This is a genomic window from Maribacter caenipelagi (assembly GCF_004364175.1).
GTDB classification, from domain to species: Bacteria; Bacteroidota; Bacteroidia; order Flavobacteriales; family Flavobacteriaceae; genus Maribacter; species Maribacter caenipelagi.
In genome coordinates this window covers 114,764-131,104 of the sequence record NZ_SNZW01000013.1, presented here as the reverse complement: position 1 = coordinate 131,104, position 16,341 = coordinate 114,764, and the positions used below count along the sequence as shown (strand labels likewise).

At 38.7% G+C, this 16,341-nt stretch carries 11 protein-coding genes; 1 reads left to right on the top strand and 10 read right to left on the bottom strand.

Going from position 1 to position 16,341, the window contains the following annotated elements; genetic code table 11:
• The 5 genes from pbfA to DFQ03_RS05450 are packed head-to-tail and all read right to left on the bottom strand — an operon-like array spanning nt 1 to nt 9,037.
• Nucleotides 1-1,353 (bottom strand): (R)-1-hydroxy-2-aminoethylphosphonate ammonia-lyase, encoded by a 1,353-nt coding sequence (pbfA, locus tag DFQ03_RS05470; RefSeq protein ID WP_133672175.1) that lies wholly within the window; start codon nt 1,351-1,353, stop codon nt 1-3.
• Nucleotides 1,340-2,617: an MBL fold metallo-hydrolase gene (locus DFQ03_RS05465; RefSeq protein ID WP_133672174.1), complete on the bottom strand. Its 1,278-nt coding sequence runs from the start codon at nt 2,615-2,617 to the stop codon at nt 1,340-1,342. Before DFQ03_RS05465 ends, pbfA begins: the two co-directional genes overlap by 14 nt.
• A 2-nt stretch (nt 2,618-2,619) precedes the next feature.
• The gene (locus DFQ03_RS05460) at nt 2,620-4,311 is read right to left on the bottom strand and encodes an alkaline phosphatase family protein (RefSeq protein WP_166637438.1); all 1,692 of its coding nucleotides are present in this window, start codon (nt 4,309-4,311) and stop codon (nt 2,620-2,622) included.
• Nucleotides 4,274-5,827 (bottom strand): SusD/RagB family nutrient-binding outer membrane lipoprotein, encoded by a 1,554-nt coding sequence (locus tag DFQ03_RS05455; RefSeq protein WP_133672171.1) that lies wholly within the window; start codon nt 5,825-5,827, stop codon nt 4,274-4,276. Before DFQ03_RS05455 ends, DFQ03_RS05460 begins: the two co-directional genes overlap by 38 nt.
• A 30-nt stretch (nt 5,828-5,857) precedes the next feature.
• On the bottom strand, nt 5,858-9,037 hold the full coding sequence (locus tag DFQ03_RS05450) for a SusC/RagA family TonB-linked outer membrane protein (RefSeq protein ID WP_133672169.1): 3,180 nt from the start codon (nt 9,035-9,037) through the stop codon (nt 5,858-5,860).
• A 258-nt stretch (nt 9,038-9,295) separates the two neighbouring features.
• On the opposite strand from DFQ03_RS05450, the gene DFQ03_RS05445 reads away from it, so the two are divergent.
• Nucleotides 9,296-9,862: a helix-turn-helix domain-containing protein gene (locus DFQ03_RS05445; protein ID WP_133672621.1), complete on the top strand. Its 567-nt coding sequence runs from the start codon at nt 9,296-9,298 to the stop codon at nt 9,860-9,862.
• Between the two features lie 64 nt (nt 9,863-9,926).
• Here the strand turns inward: DFQ03_RS05445 and DFQ03_RS05440 are convergent, their stop codons facing one another.
• The 5 genes from DFQ03_RS05440 to DFQ03_RS05420 all read right to left on the bottom strand — a co-directional run bounded on the left by DFQ03_RS05440 (nt 9,927) and on the right by DFQ03_RS05420 (nt 16,335).
• Nucleotides 9,927-10,610, bottom strand: coding sequence for a phosphonatase-like hydrolase (locus DFQ03_RS05440; RefSeq protein WP_133672167.1), 684 nt, complete (start codon nt 10,608-10,610; stop codon nt 9,927-9,929).
• Between the two features lies 1 nt (nt 10,611).
• Nucleotides 10,612-11,769: a TIGR03364 family FAD-dependent oxidoreductase gene (locus DFQ03_RS05435; protein WP_133672165.1), complete on the bottom strand. Its 1,158-nt coding sequence runs from the start codon at nt 11,767-11,769 to the stop codon at nt 10,612-10,614.
• Nucleotides 11,756-13,030, bottom strand: coding sequence for a DUF5690 family protein (locus DFQ03_RS05430; protein WP_133672163.1), 1,275 nt, complete (start codon nt 13,028-13,030; stop codon nt 11,756-11,758). The genes DFQ03_RS05435 and DFQ03_RS05430 overlap by 14 nt, the downstream gene beginning before the upstream one ends.
• 235 nt (nt 13,031-13,265) lie before the next feature.
• Nucleotides 13,266-14,399, bottom strand: a complete 1,134-nt coding sequence (locus DFQ03_RS05425) for an alkaline phosphatase (RefSeq protein ID WP_133672161.1) — start codon at nt 14,397-14,399, stop codon at nt 13,266-13,268.
• Between the two features lie 178 nt (nt 14,400-14,577).
• Nucleotides 14,578-16,335 (bottom strand): RagB/SusD family nutrient uptake outer membrane protein, encoded by a 1,758-nt coding sequence (locus tag DFQ03_RS05420; RefSeq protein WP_133672159.1) that lies wholly within the window; start codon nt 16,333-16,335, stop codon nt 14,578-14,580.
• Between the last annotated feature and the right edge of the window lie 6 nt (nt 16,336-16,341).

The window sequence follows — 16,341 nt, the reverse complement described above, 5'->3', positions numbered from 1 at the left end:
CTAATTACTCGCACTTTCCAGTGCATTTTCTAAAATTATCAAGGCTTCTTTTAGCTCTTTTCTTGAGATGGTCAAAGCTGGCGCCAACTGTAGTACGTTGCCGGCAGACACCTTAAAACTCAATCCGTTTTTAAGGCATTCGTACATTACCTGTTCTGCTTGCTGCACCGCCTTTTCTTTTGTTTCCCTATCGGTAACTAACTCAACACCCCACAGTAAGCCGCGACCACGTATATCACCAATCAGTTCGTACTTTTCTTTTAATATGGTCATTGATGTACACATGTTCAGCGAGTCACCGGCAACCTTATGCAAGATTTTTTCGTCCTCAATAATTTCTAAGGTAGTTAAAGCTGCCATGGCACCTAACGGACTTTTCTCATGGGTATAATGACCCAATGAAATATCTGGGAATGTGTTATACCTATCTCTTGTAACGATACATGCCTGAGGAAAAATTCCGCCTCCCAATCCTTTGCCCAAACAAAGAATATCGGGTTCAATGTCATAATGTTCAAAAGCGAACATTTTACCTGTTCTACCTAAGGCAATGGGAATTTCATCTAAAATAAGTACCACCCCATATTTATCGCACAGGGCACGTGCTTCTTTCCAAAACCCTACAGATGGTAATTGTACATCGGTATTTCTTACGGTTTCGGCAACAAAGGCTCCAATATCACCTTCTTTGGCGAAAACATATTCTAAATGCTCCAAACATTTGGCTTCATTACCTTCAAAAATTCCGCGATAGGTTACCGGTGGCGGAACACGTTCAACTCCCGGCATCATGGGCCCCATATACTCCCTAAAAACCGCTTCGCCACCAACACTGATCGCATCTAAAGAAGCGCCATGAAAAGAATCCCAGAAAGAGACCACTTTAAACTTGCCCGTAATGGCTCGTGCAAGTTTTAGGGCAATACCGATTGCCGAACTACCATTTGGGGTCATTAAAACCCGATTTAAATCTGAAGGAAGTAAGGAGGAGAGCTTCTCTGCAAATTTTATAGCAGGCTCATTCGTATATCTTCGGGTAGAAAAAGACAAGCCTTGCAATTGCTCGGTTAAACGCTTTACCAACTTAGGATGCGAAAATCCTAATTGATGCACATTGTTACCATGAAAATCAAGATAGCGCTTACCCGATATATTTTCTATATGTGCGCCGTTACAATTACCAAGCACGTCTAAGCACGGAGTTGATAATGCTTGATGAAAAAAGAAACGCGCATCTTTTTCCAATAATTTTAAGGTTTTAGGATCGGTAATGCTTTCATGCCATTCTTTCCTCGCTGCCGTCAGATTAATATCGCCTTCAGTACGCTTGTTCTGTAGTTTATCTTGCTTCATACGGTCCGAATTTTGCGGTTATTTCTCTTTTATCCGTGGTATCATCAAGTACAAAAATGGCGTAGCTATTTCCATTAGGATATACGCGTAGCACTATATGACCATTTTGACTTTTGTATTGATTTAATCTACCACCAATAACATCTTTATTTGCCTGTAACATGACGTTAGAAAAAATGTCACGTTCTCCGGGATATAGTTCTTTGGATGTTATTCTTCTCAATACTTCATCACCTGGGTGGTCTGATGACCAGTTTTGTTGAATCCATACCCGTGGTCTCAATGTGCGCACGTAGACATCATTCTGCGAATCGCGATTGCCATGGTGATTTAAGGTTGCCACATCTACCGCTCCAATAACGGGTGCAATATGAGATTCCACAGAATTATCATCGGTAGCACCTATACCATTTACTCCACTTATATCTCCACCGGTAAAATAATCGAACTTACCATAGCTAATTTTAATACAGGTACTCAAATTATTCTCACCTGGGTATTCCCCTTTTGAAAAGAGAGACAATGTATCATTACCTACCCCCGTCCAAACTGTTCCGTTTACGGCAATATTGCGAATATTAAAATTGTGATACTTTTTCGCTTTGTTCACCAAAGCGATCTGGTTATTTTGCCCTGGTATCAATTGCTCGTGTACCAAACCATTTCGAGTTTGTTCAGCCGATAGAAACTTCCAATAGTTCTTAAGCGTCGGCACCATACCATAGGCATCATTTTGAAACCTTTCTTGATTTTGAATCTCGGGGTTACGTAAATTAATGGGGTATGTAAAGCCTCTATCCAATATTTTATGTATAGGAAACTTATTGCCTACTTCGGTAATACCAGTGAGCCTATAATCACCATTTTCGGCTTTTATCCTTAAACTATCCAATTCACCAAAATGATCATCATGATAGTGTGTGATCAGCGCATAATCCAGTTGTTTTTTATATCCTTTCGGAAAAAATTGATGCATGTAATCAACGATCCACTCTGGTGCTGTTTTATTGGTATTTGGCAATCTAGGTGCATTTCTTGCCGACAGTGTTCTCGGGTGGGTCTCAGACATATCGCCAGCATCGATCAATAAAGTAGTACCGTCCGGTAAAATGGCAAAAGCGGCATCTCCCCTACCTGTATTGATATGGTGAATATCCATTATTCCCTCTTCCCAGCTGGGTAATTGTTTATCGATACCCTGAGAATAACAAAATGCCGATACCAAAAGAATCTGTATAACTAAGAGATATTTGTACCTTTTCAATGTTAGTTTCTTAAAAGATTGGTCGACAAGATCTGATTGGGCATTTCACTACTTTTCACATACACATCTAACCAAGCATCACCTCCACCATTAAACCAAAGTACCTCAACGGTATGCTTCCCTTTTTCAAGTTCAATGCTTCCGTTTTTTGTTCTTACGCCGTGGTCACCATCGTTATCTACCACCAAATCACCATCAATAAATAACTGACTACCATCATCTGATCTTATGGCAAAATTATAGTTGTCATCCGTAGGTATTTCAAGTATACTTTTAAAGCGGAACAACGTATTTGATTGAATATGTTGACCCACCTCTTCCGATGAAAATTCGAATACGGCACCTGTGGCATCTGGTTTTCTATTGCCGATGGATGGAATAAACGACAGGTTATCCAAATGAAAAACCTCATAAGAAACAGGAGCTTTTAATGTCACTGGTTTAATTCTGAAATACGCTTCTTTTACCCCGCTACTCAATGTACCGTCTACAAAAACAGCACTTTTAACCACCGTGTTTTCTGTAAGCACTACGGGTGACGAAAAAGTGTCGGCATCACTATTGGGCATATTTCCATCTAATGTATACTTTACTTCACCTACCGAATTCGGATTCTTTAAAATGAGTTCAACAGAATCATTGAACAATCCGCCTTCAGCAGCATAGCCTTTTGCCGGATTAGACAATTCTGGGTCTTTCAATTGTACCAAAACAGGATAATCATCTTCTATTTTTTCGCCCTCAAATGCTTCAATAACAGGTCTACCTATCCAAGCACGCGGTGTTTTTATACGTAATGCATGTGCAACGGTTGCTGCATTGTCGTATTGATATACCGGGTATTTAATTTGGTAGTTCTTTTTAATACCCTTTCCCCAAAGGATAAATGGTATTTCTATTTCATCCATAGATTCACCACCGTGCCCTTTTCCTGTACCCCCGTGATCGGAACTAATGATGACCATGGTATTATCTGCCATATCAGATTCCGCTATCGCTTTCATAATCTCAGCCAATAATGAATCTCCTTTTTGAACAGATGTATAATACTCTTTTGTACCATGCCCAAACTCATGACCTGCGTGGTCAATATGGTCAAAATGAATAAACGTAAATAACGGTTGTTCTACTTTAATATAACTACTGGCATTTACGGCAGTCTCTTCTTCCGTAGCCGGATTTTCGTCAAAATCAACGGCACTTTTTTCAAATAAACGACCAAAACCGCCCCAATGATAAATGGCTCCGATTTTCTCCGATTTTCGTTGTTCACGGATTAAATGAAAAATACTAGGAAATAAAAACGGTTCGCTCTGCGTAACTGCCGGTAAAACTAAATTATCCTTCTCCCATGAATTGGAAGTAATACCGTGTTGCTCTGGTCCTGCACCCATGATCATAGAAGCCCAATTGGTGCTTGAACTTGTTGGCAAAACTGCCCTAGCGTGCATTGTAGATGCACCTTCTAGCATCAATTTATCGAAAGTAGGCGTATCTGCATTCTGGAGTCCGTCGGGACTCAACCCATCAAAACCGATGACCACAACATGGGTATTTTCCGCACCCATATTATCCAACTTGTCATAATCACAAGACCATAGGGAGGTCATCCCTATGGTCAGTGCAATAATTGAAGAGTATTTTTTAATCCTATGCTTAATCAACATCCCACCAAAGTTTGGTATTAATATCATCTGCACCCATACTTTGTACAGCGGCATTGTAGTTTTCGCTGTTCGTGGATTTTACAGAATTAGGATATTGAAAACGAACCGGTACCATACCATCGTTCACGGCATCTGGACCAGGAATTACCTCTGGCATTCCCGTTCTTCTCCAATCGGACCAGCCTTCAAAACCGGTATAGAAAAGAGAAATCCATTTTTGAAGTGCAATTTTAGCCAGGTTGTCATCGGCATCGCCCGTAAGAGCTACGGCATCTTGCGCTACATAGGCATCAAGATCCGTTGCTTGCATAGCGTTTGCAATATCAGACCATCCGCCAGCAGCAACTCTTTCTGTGTAATACTCAAAAGAAGCTCTAATTCCGTTTTCATAGTACGTTGCCGCATCACCTGCAGAAATGAATCCTCTTTCCGCAGCCTCTGCCAAAATGAACTGTAGTTCAGAATAGCTCATGATAATGGTCTGTGAAGCGGTAGCAGATGCCTGCTCTGGGTTACATGCTCTACAACCTAACAAAATACCCAATCTGGAAATGAAATTTGATCCGGACTCATCTGGGTTTTCAGACGGACTGTAGCCTAATGCAGCCTCATCATCCAAACCATTTGGCATACCTACATAATCATCAAAATCTTCAGAGAAAATTCCCTTTTCAGAAGCTGTAGTAGGCTGTGCGAAAACATACAATCTGTTATCGTTCAAATCCTTTAAGCGAGTTTCTAAGGTTTGGCTTAAACGAACCTCATCAAAACTACCACTACGTGTGTCATATTTTGGCTGTGGGTTATCTGAATTCCATGCCACGAAAGTCATATCCTCATTACTCTCAAAAATAGGGTATGCAGAAGGATTACTCGTAATTTGAGTCATACCAGCTACTGCGGTTGCATTATCCACATCACTGATTCTCATTAACAAACGCAATCTTAACGAATTGGCAAATTTTCTCCATTTTTCAATATCGCCATCGTAAAAAATATCACCTGAAATATTATCGGCATCTGTCAAAACCGTATTCGCAGTTTCTAAATCTGCCAAAATACCGGCATATATAGCACTTTGAGCATCAAAAGCAGGAGTAACATTACCATTCTCAATACCCATGGTAGCTTCTGAGTAAGGCACATCTCCGTAAGCATCGGTAACATAAGAATAGATCCAAGATTTCATCACCAAGGCAACGCCGTAATAATTCTGGGCATCTTCGTTAGCTTCGGTATCCCTAATAATATTTTCTACATCTCTTAAAGAAGCATAAGCGTTATCATAAGGATCACCGGAAGGAGACCAGTTATAAGTATCACCACTGGTAAACTGCAGTCTAGCCCCATATTGTACTACGGTAAAACCTTCTTCCCAACCTTGATCGCCCCAATTGTAAGCCATCTCTCTTTGTACGCCCGGCAATAATAAACCTGGCTCAGCAGAAGCAGGATAGTTAGGGTTTATATTGATCGTTTCAAAATCTTCGGTACAGCTTACCGCCAGTACTAAAGAACATATAATTAATAGTGTTTTTTTCATGATTTCTTTAATTAATAGTTTCTTCTACTCTTAGAAATTAACCTGTAAATTGAAGGTAAACGAACGTGAACTTGGATAAGACATATTCTCTATACCCGGTTGTAGCGTACCACCCGATACCCCAACCGTTTCAGGGTCGAAATGTGGGTTATCTGTCCATAAAATCAAGTTTCTACCTGTTACAGAAATTCTTGCATTGGTAATAGGCAATTGGTTGATCATTTTCTGTGGGAAAGAATACCCTAAAGAAACCTCACGTAGTTTAGTGTAAGAAGCATCATATTTTGCAGCTTCAACATTATCTCTCTCGTAGTATCTGTTATTAAATGTTCTAGCATCTACATTTACGGTATTTGGCACATAATTAGGACTCTCTGCAGTACCGGTATTTACTACGCCTTCTGCAACGATACCTGTTTCTCTACCTTCCAATGTTTCTTGCAATTGACCAGAAGTACTACCAATGGTTTTTGTTCTAGAAACTACGATACCACCTTGTCTGGTATCGATCAAAAATCCTAGGTCAACATTCTTATACTTAAACGTATTTTGCATGCCCAAAGTAAAGTCTGGTGCATAATCGCCTTGGTAAACTAAATCATCCGTACGTTCTGGAATACCTTGATTATTGATGATCATTTGACCAAAATACTCGCTGTCCTCATCTTCTACCCTTTGAAAACCTCTACCGTAAATCGCACTGATAGAACCACCTTCACGAGCTTGAATATATGCCCCGTTCGCTGAAGCTAAGGTGAACTGGATATCATCGCCTAAATCTGTCACTTCACTTTTGTTGGTAGCAAAGTTGAACGTTGAGCTCCATTTAAAGTTATCTGTAAGTACCGGAACAAAGTTCGCAATAGCTTCAAAACCGTAGTTACGAACTTCACCGGCATTAATCAATTGACTACTGTAACCACTAGCGATATCTGTACTAATGTTGATAATCTGGTTTTTAGTAGAACTGTCATAATACGTAAGATCTAAATTGATTCTGCTTTGCAGGAAGCGTAGATCTAAACCGAATTCGTAAGAACCTGTAATCTCTGGTTTTAAATCTGCATTCGGTATTAAAGATGATTCCGTCAATATTGGCGTAGAACCGTCGAACGGAGTTTCGTTTTGATAGAAGCTACGTAACCTATATGCATCGGTATCATTACCAACTTCAGCATAAGCAGCCCTTACTTTAGCAAACGTTACCCAGTCTGGCATATTGAACATATCACTGGCAATACCACTTAATGTTACCGATGGGTAGAAATACGAGTTGTTTCCTTCAGGCAAAGTACTAGACCAGTCATTTCTACCTGTAATATCCATGAACAATACATTGTCATAACTAAAACGTGCATACCCATATAAACTGTTGATGCGTTTTTCACTGTTGTTAGAACTTACCTGTACCGCCTGTCTACTATTGTTAAAAGAATACACCCCAGGGTTAATTAATTGTGGTGCAACACTTTTAGTGAAATCTTGCTTTTGGCGCAATTGGTTTCCACCTGCGGAAACATTTAAATTGAACTTTTCACCAAAATCCTTATCATAACTCAATAAGAAATCTGAGTTACTTTCTTCGAAGAAAATATTATCCTCTTGGTATGTACCAAATGGGAAACGCTGTGTACTAAACGCTCTTTTACGAACTCTAAAATCTCTATAGAAATCGCGACCACTACGTAATAATAACTTCCAGTTTTCACTGATGTCATAGGTAAGACTCACATTACCGAACATACGATCCTTGTCTTGCGCATTTGTATTCTCATACATGGTAAAGTAAGGGTTATCGTGGTAGTTGTAGTTGTAGTTGAACTGCTGCGTACCCTCTAAACCTGGCTGCCAGTAATCTCTTAAATTATTGGTATTCAATTGACGACCGTACCAGATAAACAAGTACATAATACTTTCTGTACCATAACCAACCGCAGGTCTGTTGTCACTGTCGGTTTTTACATAATTCATATTGGCATTTACCTTAACCTTATCCGATACGTTCATGGTACCAGAAAAGCTTAAAGTATTTCTCTTTAAATCGGTATTCGGTAAGGTACCTTCCTGATCTAAATTCTGAAAAGACAAACGCATGTTCCCCATTTCTCCACTTTTAGAAATAGCGATGCTATTGGTCTTTGTAATTCCCGTTTCAAAGAAATCTCTAGTATTATCCGGTTGAGAAACCCATGGCGTTGGAATTATATCGGCATCACTAACAAAAGTGTCGCCACCACGAGTACCGTCTGTTCTTGGCGAATCAAATTGTGCGATCATGAGTCCGGTATCTAAACGAGGTCCCCAACTTTCATCAACACCATCGGCAATACCAGAACCGCTACCATCAACAAAAGAGAACTGTTGATTGTTACCTTGACCATATTCATTTTGCCAATCTGGCAACATCAAAACATTTTCAATGGTAATACCGGTATTAAAGGATACTCCCAGTTTACTGCTTTGCGACGTTCCCTTTTTTGTCGTAATAATAATTGCACCATTCGCAGCTCTTGACCCGTAAAGTGCGGCAGCAGCCGGACCTTTTAATACGTTGATCGATTCAATATCCTGCGGATTGATTTCTGCTGCGCCGTTACCATAATCTACACTTTGTGTACCTGATCCGCTCGACCCTACAATTTCATTACTAATAGGTGTACCGTCAACAATGAACAATGGCGAGTTACCATTAATATCTAAAGAAGCATCGCCACGAATAGAAACCCTTGCAGAACCACCCAAACCAGTTGGGCTGTTGGTAATTTGCAAACCGGCAACTTTACCGGACATGCTGTTCAATAAGTTGGGTTCCCTTGCCTGAACAACTTCATCGTTATCCAATTCTTGCGAAGCATAACCCAGCGATTTTTTCTCTCTTTCTATACCCAATGCGGTAACCACAACCTCATCTAGTTGTTGAGAATCTGGCTGTAGTGATATAGTACCCGTAAGCTTGTTCGCAGTTTCAAACTCCTGCTTAATGTACCCGATATAAGATACCACTAAAATATCATCTGAACTGTTTAGTTCAATACTGAAGTTACCATCAAAATCGGTAGCAACTCCGTTCGTTGTTCCTTTCACTACCACTGTGGCACCAGGCAAAGGAACTTGGTTTTCATCTAACACAGTACCCGTAAATACAGTTTGGGCATGTGCTACAAAACTTGCTAAGAATACAAGCATTGTAATTAATAATGTTTTTTTCATTTTGTTCGTATTTGTAAACTTTGGTTTGTTAGTTCAGCAAATATCTAAATGAAAATTCAATGACAAGCCTATTATATATTAAGCAATTGCAACCATTGCGAGGCTAAAGTTACCTAAAAGTTAGTTAAACATTATTTACAAATATGCAAAATGTAAGTTTTATGTTAAGCCCCTTTATAATGGGTGTTAACAGCCATACCACTCACCAAAAACCAATACATTTTATTTTTCATTATGTTTGTAGGAGAACACTTATCAATGGATGATTACCTTATTGGAATTGGAAAACGAATAAAGGAAATTCGCAAAAATGGAAATTTGACTATTAGTGAAATTGCCATGCGTGCAGGGGTCACTGCCGGACTTATTTCTAGAATAGAAAATGGAAGAACGATACCCTCTTTACCCGTGCTTTTAAAAATTATTAGCTCTTTGGATATAGAGGTGACCGATTTTTTTAGCGGGCTACCACAATCTAATGGCGCCAATTTTATTGTATCGAGAAAAGAGGAAAATACAACCATTGAAAAAGAAGACGATGCCATAGGATTTTCGTATTCCTTTATTTTCGGAAAACAACTGAATAGCCTTGGGTTTGAAGCCGTATTGCTACACGTGCATCCAAATTCTAAAAGAGATAAGGTGAAAACCGATGCCTACGAATTCAAATACATGCTCTCGGGAGAATGTTACTACATTATAGACGAAGAAGAAGTACTTATAAAAGAAGGGGATTCTATTTTTTTTGATGGTAGAATTGCCCATGTACCCGAAAATAGAAGTAATAGCACGGCAACTATGCTAGTGCTCTATTTTTTTATATAATTAACCACAGAATTCAAATAAAAAAAGCCACAATCAGTGGCTTTTTTTATCTTCATTTTATTCTTTATGATGGCAATAACAACTGTTTTAATTCGGTCAAGCTATCTAAAACATGGGTGGGGTTTGCACTAAGCAACTGTTGTCTGGTATGTGCACCGGTAGTTACACCTATAGTTATACCACAGTTGGCATTTTTACCTTCTTCTATATCAATAATAGAATCACCTGCTTTTAACACCAACTCTTCTTGTTGCACGTTAAGTTTCATCATGGCCTTAACGATCATATCTGGATTAGGCCTACCAAGAACAACATCATCCGCAGTTACTAAAACATCATATTGTTTACCTTCGACCCAATCCATTTTATCTAATAACAACTGGGCTGTTTGGGTATCATAACCGGTATTCAAAGCCACTTTTATTCCGTTCTCCTTTAAGGCCAGCAACAAGTCCTCTACCCCGTCATAACTATCAACCTCCAATTGCTCGTAAGCCTTACCCAGCAATACTTTAAAATCTTCAAAAATGGAAGCTGCCATATCTGTATCAACACTACCAATATCCGCTTTAATTATATCTTTTATAGCTTGATGTTTTTCTTTACCGGCACCGTGTTCCAAGACAAAATCCAAGGTTACTTGAAATCCTCTTTCATTAATAGCTCTCTGTAAGGTCTTGTATACCACATTGTCTTCATTGACAACGGTACCTGCCATATCAAATACGGCCAATTTAATTGTATGCATGTTAAATATTAAAAAGTTGTTGAATGTTATGTTTTGAAAAACCGGCACTGCCCGTCATTCCCTTGCCGCCAATACCGGTTATGATATGTATATTCCTGTCAATGGTACGCTCATAAATATCGGCGTTTTTACATTGCGAATACATACCGAACCAGCGTTGTTCTATTTCATAAGTAGGTAAGCTAAAAATTTCTTTAGCTTTTGACAACATTAGATTATCAATATCCATATTAAGGTCAAACCCAAGATCATCTATATTATCCGCATCCGCATATTCGTGAGAATCTCCCAAAATTACACCCCCATCCATAGCTTGTTTGAATAAAATGTGAACACCCCATTTTTTCTCTAAGCTATCCAATGGTTCTTTGGATTTGATCTTTAAATATGACGGGCATTCGGCAAAAGCCTCATATCTTCTTATGGAAAGTCCCGTTAAAATAGAACCACTAATTTTATAATCGCCCTGTGATTTCGTCTTCATCATTTGCAACTTAGAAATTTCTAAATCGCTGGTAGCGAACATCTCTGGATACAAGGTTTTAAAATCACTCCCATTACAGATAATCACTTTAGAAGACAACAGCATTCTACCATTGGCCAATTGAGTACTTACCTCGTTATTTAGAGCGTTACATTCTATTACTTTGGCTTTGTAAAAAATACTGACACCCTTTTTCTTTAAATACTTATGTACACGACCGATCATAGTACGGGGTTCTACGGTAATTTCCTCCGGAAAAAATAAGCCAGCTTTTACATATTGGTCGTTTAGTCCTGGATATTTTCTAAGACATTCCGTCTTTGTAAATAGTATGGATGTGTAATCATTGGCACGATTTATTTCCTTTAACTCTTCTATAAGCTGAACTTCCTCCTCGTTGGAAGCCAAATAAATAGAACCTTCTTGACGTACCGAGATATCGAATTTGGCGTGAATCTTCTTATAAATCTTTAAACTTTTACGCCCGTACTGCTGCCATTTGGTATTCATCCCAGATGGTACTACCTGCCCAAAATTTCGAACGGTTGCCCCTTTGGGCATGGCATCTTTTTCGAGCAAAGCCACTTTTAATCCTTTTTTCATAGCGTGATAGGCATGGAAAGTACCTAATACTCCACCACCAACTACAACTAAATCATACTCAATATCTGCCATTAACAATAGGTATTTTAAAATGGAAACTAGAATTATCTTGCTTGTATTTCTTTTGAAAATAAAACATTGACACTACGGAAACACCAACACCCAAAAATGCAATACTGTAGGTAGCATTTACAAAAAACTGAAGCCATGAACTGTTGGGTTGTCCAAAGTTTTTATAGAGCAACACAGTCATACTACCCAAATAGCCGAAAGAATCAGCAATATAAATAAGGTAGCCAGCGTTACCTTTAATTTTAAATGTTGCTATCATTCTATCGAAAAATATACAGTTGAAAGGAACATAGCAGGCATACAGCCCGAAGCCTATGAGCACCATCCAATATACGGGAGACATCGCACCGTGCTGAAATAAAAAGGTAGAAACACCTACAAGTATACTTGCCAATATCAACAAGAAATGAAAACCTATAAATGCCTTAAAATTATTTTTCACCAAACCGAACAACCCCAGTACCAACAAGACTAAAAATGCAATGGGCAGTTCTGCCAAGGTATAGATAGAAGCATCACCGGCACAGCCTACACTGTCCCATAATTCCCTAGAAAAATTATCCCTAAAATCTCGCAATGCCGTAAGCGCTGTATAAAAGACCACTAAAATTATAATGGGAAAAGAAAATCTTTTGAACACCTGCTTGCGGTCTGCCGCACACATTGGTTTTCTTTTTTTTCTAAGACTAATATCTTCTGTCGTTGGCGGTGGTAATTTTTTCAAAAAATACAAGCATATAAAAAACGGAAGTAAAAAGATTGCACCGGTTACCGCCGGCATCCAAAATTCGGAAATAGCATAAGTGGTCATTAGCCACAACCCAACAGATTTCACGGCTCCACTAGAAACTATAAAACTTGAGCATAAAATAATACTTAGAATTTCGGTCATTTTTCTACCTTCTAAATAAGAAAAGGTAATTCCCCAAATCATCCCTAGGGAAAGTCCGTTAAAGAAGAAAAGGATGAAATTATAAGGTTTTGGCAATAGTCCGAATAAAACAAGTGTAAGCTCTGCAAATAGTATCATACCCGTTAGGTAGGCCACTCTATGCTGTGCTTTTAAACTCGAAACCACCCGAATACCGATAAACTTAGAAAGCATATACCCAACTACCTGAGCCAGAATGAGAAGAATCTTATAATCGATACCGAATAAAAGTTGACCATCGAATGTTGCTACCGAGAAAGGCTTTCTAAAAGCATACATACAAAAGTAGAGTCCGAATGAAGCAAAAGCTCCGTTCAGAAGTACGTTCATATTTATTTTAGAAATTTTAAACACGCAACATTTGTTTACTAATAGTAAATATTTACTTCGAAATTCAGTATTTATTTACTATTAGTAACTTTTTTAATGTTATTAGATGGTTATAAAAAGTGGTAGAATAAGTTAAACCTCTGGTTTGTTGAGGGGATTGTTATATATCAAATAGTAAAATCTCAAAAGTTTAATAAAATAAAGACCATACCATTTATTTTAGTTTCCTTGAACATTATTCACTCTCCAAAATCACTTTAATCATGTGATGATAAATCTCACTATTCTCATATATCCCTTGAAAGTTATGAGCACCTTTCCCTTTAGCAAATACTGGAATTAATTCGCCCGAGTGTTGATCGGTATTAAAATATACACCTACCTTTTGTGGCACCTCTGTTTTCTTACCGCTTTCCTTATCTGTTTCATAAAATTTACCAACACTTACTCCGCCAGTTTCATGATCTGCTGTAACCACTAATAAAGTATTAGGATGACTTTCTACAAAATCTAAAACAGCACCCAGCGTTCGATCAAAATCACTAACCTCAGAGATTACCATTTCTGCATTTTCGGCATGACCTCCCCAATCTATATAAGACCCCTCTATCATCATAAAAAATGGCTGGTTCGCCTGATCAAAGTACTGTAGTGCGTTTTGTGTAGCCTCTTTCAAAAAATCACCACGACCATCTATTTTTGATGGTAATCCTTCCTCGGTTAAAATAAATGCATTTTTAGTAGATGCATTGGGCTTTGACAATGCCAAAGTATCAATATTGTACTGCCTATTTTCCAATTCTAGAAATAGGTTTTTAGCATCCTTACGCTGGTTAAAATATTTCTTTCCACCACCTGCAAAAAAATCAACATTAGAGACAACCAATTGCTCGGCTATTTCTTCATGCATATCTCTATCTTTCACATGGGCATAAAAACTAGCCGGTGTGGCATGGGTTAAAGATGTTAGACTAATAAGTCCTGTTTTATAGCCTTTATTCTGTAATTTTTCTAAAATCGTTTCTTTTGGAACCGTATCTGCCGAAACACCTATAGCCCTTTTATAAGTTTTCTCTCCAATTGAAAATGCAGTAGCACCAGCAGCAGAATCAGTAATCCAATGACTGGTGGAAGAAGATTTATGAAACCCGATACTTTTGAACCGTTCAAAATTCGAAGTTCGATCTTCAAAATAAAAAGCGGTAGAAATTTGAGGAACACCCATACCGTCACCGATCATGAGAATTATATTTACCGGAGCTTCCTCTTTAGAGGTAAACACACTTGTTTCTTCTTTACTTATGGCTGTTTGTGAGGTACACGCCCATTGTAACAGTACTACAACAATTAACATTAAAATTTTTCGCATTGTATAATTATTTATGGAAGTAAATTTCCCTAGGGTAAGCCCGTGGGGCATTTTTAAAAGACGTTTTCAGACTTTAAAGAAGACAGGCGAGGCAAGCCTCGGGGTATTTACCCACTTTAAAGAATAAAAACGGCAAGAACTTACATTCTTACCGTTTCCAAATATATTTAGTTTTTGATTAATATCCTGGATTCTGATCCAAGAATCCGTCTATACCAGAAGCACCATCAACGGCACTTTGCGGTATAGGGAATAATCTATGATTTACATCTGTATCCGTTTTTTCTGTCCAGCTATCTTCATACTTTCCAAAACGTATTTGATCTCCTCGTCTAAACCCTTCCCAGTACAGTTCAAAACCACGCTCACGAAATAAGTCATCCGCATCTATAGTAGATAAAGGAGCGGGAGTTTGTTCTGGGCGTGCTGTTCTAGATGTTCTTACTATATTCACGTCTGCCAAAGCACCAGCGGTATCGCCATTTCTTAATTTAGCTTCCGCTCTCATTAAGTATACCTCAGCCAATCTCATCAACACCAAATCAACACTACTGTTACCATTACCGTTTGGTGAGGTGCGACTAAATTGATATTTAGAAACTCTATATCCTGTATTATGCAATGACCCCTCATTAGTGAAATCAATTTCTAAAGTGTGATCTACATACCCTATATCTCGTGAAGGACCGTTTCCTTTTACCTGTCTTACAGGTAATATTTTAACTGTACCGTCTTCACAGGTAAGAAACTGACCATCATCACCTTTTCTTGGTCCCCACTGTATACCACGAAGAATACCTCTGTCCATTTCAAAAGCAACATCTTGCACACAGTAAAAACTATCTTCGGTCTCTGTCTCCAACAGTTTTTCACGACCTTCCAAATCTGCCAATTGTACATCTGGCACCAAGGTATTTTTTTGATAGAAACGCGCATCTGCTTCTGCAGGATCTACATCGCCATAGGCATCTGCCCATGTTTGATAAAAATCTGAAGTAATGGCAGGTCCGTCAGTACCATCGGCACTAGGCCACTCCGGTCTTGGAAACATTGATCCTGCAATAGACCAATATGCCCAACGGCTATGCTCTCTTGTCAATACCCCACGTTGATCTAATGCAAATATCAACTCAGGATTTGAATGATTTTCATCATTGAACAGTTCAAAATACTCCGGAGATAACGAAAAACTTCCAGAGTCTATGATATTGCTGGTATATGTTATTACCGCATCCATATCGGCTTGCGTAAAATTAGGCGTACCATAAGGGTCACGGTATACAGCAGCGTTAAGATTTAATCTAGCCAAGAATCCGTAAACGGCAGGACGTGTCATTCTACCAGGTCCTTTATCATCATTGATTACATCAACAACAGACAACAACTCACTTTCTATATAATCAATGGCATCTTGGGTTCTCAATACCTCAGAAAGTTCTTCAGATGATTCTTTTTTAAGCACGATACCCCAACTGTCTAACAACAACATGTTCAAATAAGCCCTTAACGCTTTCATTTCATACAAAGCCCCTGCAGCTTCTGCATCTCCTTCATCCGCTAACGGAGTCAGCACTTCAATTGCTGCCAAGGTTCTGGAAATATTGGTAGTAAGCTCATTCCAACCACTGGCAACCAAATCATTTGTAGGGGTAAAATTATGGCTATGTGCCGCCAAGAACTTACCACCATCAAACCAATCTGTTCCTCCTCTATATGGCAAAATAGCTTCATCTGAAGGTATTAACTGTAAACCATAATAGTTGGTATGCCTCCAAGTCCAAGAAATATAGCCGTAAGCAGGCGCAATAGCTCCACTAATAACTTCTGCCTGGGCACCGGTCAATGATTCATCTAATAATTCTTCTTCTAGATCCGTACAGCTCCATGTCAACAAAGCGACAAGAAACAATGACGATATAATTAGTTTATTTTTCATTTTGAT